The sequence below is a fragment of the Terriglobales bacterium genome, assembly GCA_035624475.1.
Lineage (GTDB): Bacteria > Acidobacteriota > Terriglobia > Terriglobales > Acidobacteriaceae > DASPRL01.
In genome coordinates this window covers 1-5,693 of the sequence record DASPRL010000207.1, presented here as the reverse complement: position 1 = coordinate 5,693, position 5,693 = coordinate 1, and the positions used below count along the sequence as shown (strand labels likewise).

Annotated in this window: 4 protein-coding genes; all 4 read right to left on the bottom strand. The window is 68.5% G+C overall.

What is annotated here, in order from left to right:
- Positions 1-1,563: hypothetical protein (locus tag VEG08_08585; GenBank protein ID HXZ28039.1), on the bottom strand; the 1,563-nt coding region annotated here is incomplete at its 3' end.
- Between the two features lie 499 nt (positions 1,564-2,062).
- Positions 2,063-4,354, bottom strand: a complete 2,292-nt coding sequence (gene hypF, locus VEG08_08580; protein ID HXZ28038.1) for a carbamoyltransferase HypF — start codon at positions 4,352-4,354, stop codon at positions 2,063-2,065.
- A 7-nt stretch (positions 4,355-4,361) separates the two neighbouring features.
- A complete protein-coding gene (gene hypB / locus VEG08_08575) occupies positions 4,362-5,042 on the bottom strand; it encodes a hydrogenase nickel incorporation protein HypB (GenBank protein HXZ28037.1) in 681 nt (226 codons plus the stop codon).
- 14 nt (positions 5,043-5,056) lie between these two features.
- Positions 5,057-5,693 (bottom strand): hydrogenase expression/formation protein HypE (gene hypE / locus VEG08_08570; GenBank protein HXZ28036.1); only part of this gene is annotated, 637 nt, incomplete at its 5' end.

The window sequence follows — 5,693 nt, the reverse complement described above, 5'->3', positions numbered from 1 at the left end:
GGGGTCTTCGTTGGCGGTGAGCTTGACGTTCAGCTCCGCGGAAGAAGCGGTGGCGAGGCTGGTGGGCGTGACCGTCAACTGCAGGCCGCGCCCGATCAGGGCGGTGGCCGGCTTCTGCACGGAGAGGGCCGCGGCCAGGGCGGCGGCTTCGGCGGGAGTGATGTTTTTGAAGAGGATGTTGGCGGGAGTGGCGCTGCTGACGTCCTTGTTGGCCTGCAGCGCCTTCAGGTAATCCGCGAAGGTGAAAGGCGGCGTGGCATCGAAGGCGCTCTGGGTCTTGGTGATCACCTGTGCCTGCTGGCCGCTGAGGGAGGCAACGCGGATCACTCCCCCCGAGATGAAGTCGAGCTTGCCGGCCTGCTTGCTCTCCCTCAGTTTGCACTCTTCCTTCTTGCGGAGCGCATCTAGTTGTGCGGCCACATCCTGGTTGAAGGCGTCTACCAGGGGAGCCAACTGGCTGTCCAGGGCATTGGCGCTGCGGGGCAGGTCGAACGGGGCGAAATCATGCGGATACTCGACCGCCCACTTGTAGTGGAAGAGGAAGTCCAGCAGCGCGGCGCGCAGGGCGCGGCGGCGCTCCTCGCTCAGCTCGCAGAGCGCCTGGTGGAACTTCGGCAGGGATAATTGGCCGGTCTTGGACAGGTTGCAGGGAGCTTCGGCCGTAGCAGCAGCCTTGGCGACGTCTCCTCCCTCCATCGCCGTGATCGCCCGATCCGCGGCAGCCTTGAAGCTGTTGTCGGACGCGGCCGCCAGCCGGAAGAGCAGGCCTGTTAAAGTAGGCTTGGATTGGGAAAAGGCTTCGCTGTAGCCAAGGCAGTAGCGGTCGCTGGCGCAGGCGTTGAGGCGGGCACGCTCCGTATCATCCAGGCAGCGCTCCACCGTCTGCGCGCTTGAATCCGTAGCGTAGCGCCTTGCCCCTGTCTGGACATCACAGGCAATGTAGCGCTCCGAAACGTAGCTTCTGAAGTCGCCGTCGAAGTAGCCCTTTTCGCTCACGGAGGAGCTGAGATCATTCCAGGCGCGCTGCAGCGCTTGCTCGAGCTGCTGATTGTAGTGCTGGACGTCCTGTTCGAAACCGGAGGCGAAGTCGTCGACGTCTTCCGCCTTTTTCCCGCTCAACTGCAGGCTCCAGACGTTGAGCAGGACCTGGGGACGCGGGAGATCGAGTTGGGAAACGTAGCGGCGGATCTCGTGTATGGCGCGCTCGTCGGGGGGCTGCACCCCGGTGATCAGCAGCTGGTCGCTGCCGATGCTGGAGGCGTGCTGGTTCGCTCCGAAGATCCCATCCACGGCCTTGGCGATCTCGGAGGCGTCGCGGTTGTTGTAGAGCTGGATGACGTGGTTGCCCGTCACCGTGGTCGGGCGCTGGTCGAGAAGGGCGATCAGATCGCGCACGCGGGCGACCGACTCCGCCCGCTGGCGGGCGGCTTCCTGGTCGTCCTTGGCGGCGGGGCTGTTCTTGGCCTTGGTGCCTTTGGCCGGCGGCTGGAGCTGGGGTGGCAGGATGAGAAGCAGGTCCTTGCACACGGCCCGCACGCTCACGTCGTCGATCAGGCCACTCATCTGCTTGGCGATCGATTCCGCCGAGGGCGACGATAGCGCGATGCTGTTGTCGCAAAGCCAGCGTTGCGGTGAGTCGGGCGCGGCCCTCCTGCACCGCTCTTGCTCCTGCCGGCTGCACAAGGGAAGCTCGAGGCCAGCGGCCTTCCCCTCCGGCGCCGGTTTCTCGGCGGGGTCGACGGTGGGGGCCGCCTGTCCGCTGGGTTGCGACCCGGTAGCAGCGGCCCCGGCTTTGCGTCCGGAGGCCTGGCCCGGCCCAGCCGCTGGCGACTGCGCGCAAGCTCGTACGGAGATGAGACCGAGCCCGGCCGACACGGCCAAGATCACTACCAAGGGGAAACTGGCGAGGAAGCTGGGCAAGCGGGAACCGGTTCTGCAGATCATCGTGCCTCCATCCATCACAATCTTGCGGAGGCTAGCACGGCAGGAGACGCGCGGGTGACGCCCGCAAATCGTGTTTCAGATTCGGAACATGGGGTGACCCCCCCGAACATGGGGCGCGTCAGGGGCGACGGGCTGGGCGATGGGCGGCGACCAGGGCCTGGCCCAGGCTGAGCCCGCCGTCGCCCGCCGGAACCTCGCTGTGGGTGAACACTTGGAAGCCCTCCGCCGCCAGCCGCGAGTCCATCTGCTCCAGCAGGTAAAGGTTCTGGAAGGAGCCGCCGGAGAGGCAGACCCGGTCCAGCCCGCGGGTCTGGCGCAGCCGCCGCGCCAGCTCCAGGAAGACTTCAACCAGTCCATTATGAAAGCGCCGGCTGATGCTGGATACAGGCCGGTTATGCTTTAGGTCCTCGACCAGGGCGCCGAAGAGGGGAGCGCTGCCGATGCTCCAGCCTGCGCCCTGGGGCAGCAGCTCGAAGGGATAGGCGCTGGCGTCGCCGGCCTCGGCTTCCTCCATGGCCATCTCCAGTTCGATGGCGGCCTGGGCTTCGTAGTTGACCTCGCGGCGCAGGCCGGCGAGCGCGGCCACCGCGTCGAACAGCCGCCCGCAACTGGAGGTCAGCGGCGAATTGACCTGCTGCTCCATCATGCGCAGCGCCACCTCCGTCTTGCGCGGGTCCAGATCGCGGACGAAGGCGAGCGGCAGCCGCAGGAAGTCGCGGCCGAAGTGGTGGGCCAGGTAGCTGACGGCCATGCGCCAGGGCTCGCGGATGGCGGCGGCGCCTCCGGGCAGGGGCACATAGGCGAGATGGGCGGCGCGCTCGAAGCCGGCGTAGTCGGCCACCAGCACTTCCCCGCCCCAGATCCGGCCGTCCGCGCCGTAGCCGGTGCCGTCGAGAGCGAAGCCGATCACCGGGCCCTCGAGATGGTTCTCCGCCATGCAACTGGCGATGTGGGCGTGGTGGTGCTGCACGCCCACAAGCTGCACGCCTTTCTGCTCGAGCGCCCACTTGGTCGAGAAGTAGTCGGGATGCAGGTCGTAGGCGACGACGGCGGGCTCGATCTCGAGGATGCGCTCCAGATGCTCGACTGCTTCTTCGAAGAAGCGGTAGCTCTCCAGGTTCTCCAGGTCGCCGATGTGCTGGCTGAGAAAGGCGTGGCGGCCGCGGGTGAGGCAGACGGTGTTCTTCAGCTCACCGCCCACGGCCAGGATGGGCGGCAGTTCGTCTTTCAGGAAGACGGGCACGGGGACGGAGCCGCGGGAGCGGCGCATCTGGCGCAGGCGCCCGTCCGAGACGCGCACCACGGAATCGTCGCAGCGCAGCAGGATGTCGCGGTTGTGCACCAGGAAGCCATCCGCCAGGCCGGCGAGGCGCGCCACCGCCTCGCGGTTGTCGATGGCGATGGGCTCCTCGCTGAGGTTGCCGCTGGTCATCACCAGCGCCGGGAATCCTCCCTCGGCGAAGAGCAGGTGGTGCAGCGGGGTGTAGGGGAGAAAGACGCCCAGGTAACGGTTGAAGGGCGCCACCTGGTCGGCGATGGCGCAGGGCTGCTTCTTGGGCAGGAGCACGATGGGCCGCTCCGCCCGCTCCAGGGCTGCGCGTGCGGCTTCGTCCACCTCGCAGAAGCGCTCGATCGCGGCCAGGTCGGGCGCCATGATGGCGAAAGGCTTCTCCACGCGGCGCTTGCGCTCGCGCAGCCGCTCCACCGCGGCGGCGTTGGTTGCGTCGCAGGCGAGGTGGAATCCGCCCAGACCCTTGACCGCGATCACCTTCCCGGCGCGCAGGCGGCTGACCGCCTCGGCGATGGGCTCGCGCCTCGGGACGGCCTTGCCCGAGGTGTCCCACAATTCCACGCGCGGGCCGCACTGCCAGCAGGCGTTGGGCTGGGCGTGGAAGCGGCGGTCAAGCGGGTCCTCGTACTCCGCCTGGCAGGCCGCGCACATGGGGAAGACGGCCATGGAGGTGCGCGGGCGGTCGTAGGGGATGCCGCGCACGATGGTGAAGCGCGGGCCACAGTTGGTGCAGTTGATGAAGGGATACTGGTAGCGGCGGTCGTGGGGATCGAAGAGTTCGCGGCGGCAGTCGTCGCACAGGGCGACGTCGGGCGAGATCAGCGTCTGCATGGCTTCGCCGCCGCGACTGAGCACGATCTGGAAGCCGCGGTCGCCGTTGGGCGGCAGCTCGCGCACCCGCACTCCAGTGACGCGCGCCAGCGGCGGCGCCTCCGCGGGCAGGCGGGCGACGAAGTCCTCCACCTCCTCGAGTTCGCCCTGGACCTCGATGCTGACCCCGGCGCTGGTATTGGTCACCCAGCCCGCCAGGCCGCGCTCGCTGGCCAGGCGGTAGATGTAGGGACGGAAGCCCACCCCTTGCACGATGCCGGAGACTTCGATGGCCCTACGCACCGCCATGAGACACCTAGCCGGCGGCCGCGGTGAGGTGCCGGCGCGCCGCCTGCTGCCGTTGCTTCAACCACTGCCGCCACTGGTCCAGCCCCTGCCCGGTGGCGCACGAGACCTCCAGGATCTCCATGCCGGGGTGGATGCGCTGGGCGTTGTCGCGCGCCACCTCCGCCCGGAAGGGCACGTAGGGCAGCAGGTCGGTCTTGTTCAGCACCAGCAGTTCCGCCTTGAAGAAGATGGAGGGATACTTGAGCGGCTTGTCCTCGCCCTCGGCCACGCTGAGGACGACGATCTTGGCGTCTTCGCCCAGGTCGTAGCTGGCCGGGCAGACCAGGTTGCCCACGTTCTCGATGAAGAGCAGGTCGAGGTCCTCGAGGTTCCAGCCCTCGAGATGGCGGGCGATCATGCGGGCGTCGAGATGGCAGGTGCCGCCGGTGGAGATCTGGCGCACGGGGAAGCCGAAACGGGCCAGGCGGGCGGCGTCCTGGTCGGTCTGGATGTCGCCGGTGAGCACGGCCACGCGCTCGCCGCGCGCGAAGCCCTCCAGCGTGCGCTCCAGCAGGGTGGTCTTGCCCGAGCCCGGCGAAGAGATCAGGTTCAGGCAGAGCACGCCATGCTCGTGGAAGCGCGCGCGCAGCTCGGCGGCCACGCGATCGTTTTCGCTCAGCACCTTCTTCTCCAGCGGGACGCGGTCCATGGTTCCTCCTTCGCTCAGCAGATGCGCGGCAACTGGTCGCCCGCCAGCATGTCCACGATGCGGCTGGTGCCCAGGGTGGTGCGCAGGGTGACCAGGCCGGGATGCGCGGCGGTCACCGTGCCGATGATCTGCGCCTGGCTGCCCAGAGGATGGCGGCGCATGGCGTCGAGCACCGCCTCCGCCGCCTCCGGCGCCACGATGGCGATGAGCTTGCCCTCGTTGGCGACGTAGAGCGGGTCCAGGCCCAGCATCTCGCAGGCGCCGCGCACCTCTTCGCGCACCGGGATGGCGGCGTCGTCCAGCTCCATGCCCACGCGCGACTGCTGCGCGATCTCGTTGGTAGCGCTGGAAAGGCCGCCGCGGGTGGGGTCGCGCAAGCAGCGCAGCGCGCGCGAGGCCCCGAGCATGGCCGCCACCAGGGTGTGCAGGGGCGCGCTGTCGCTCTCCACCGTGCTTTCGAACTCCAGGCCTTCGCGCTGCGCCAGGATGGCGATGCCGTGGTCGCCGATGGGCCCGCTGAGCAGGATGCGGTCGCCGGGGCGGGCCTGGTCGGCGGAAAGCTGCAGGCCCTCGGGCACCAGGCCGATCCCCGAGGTGTTGATGAACAGGCCGTCGCCGCTTCCCTTCTCCACCACCTTGGTGTCGCCGGTG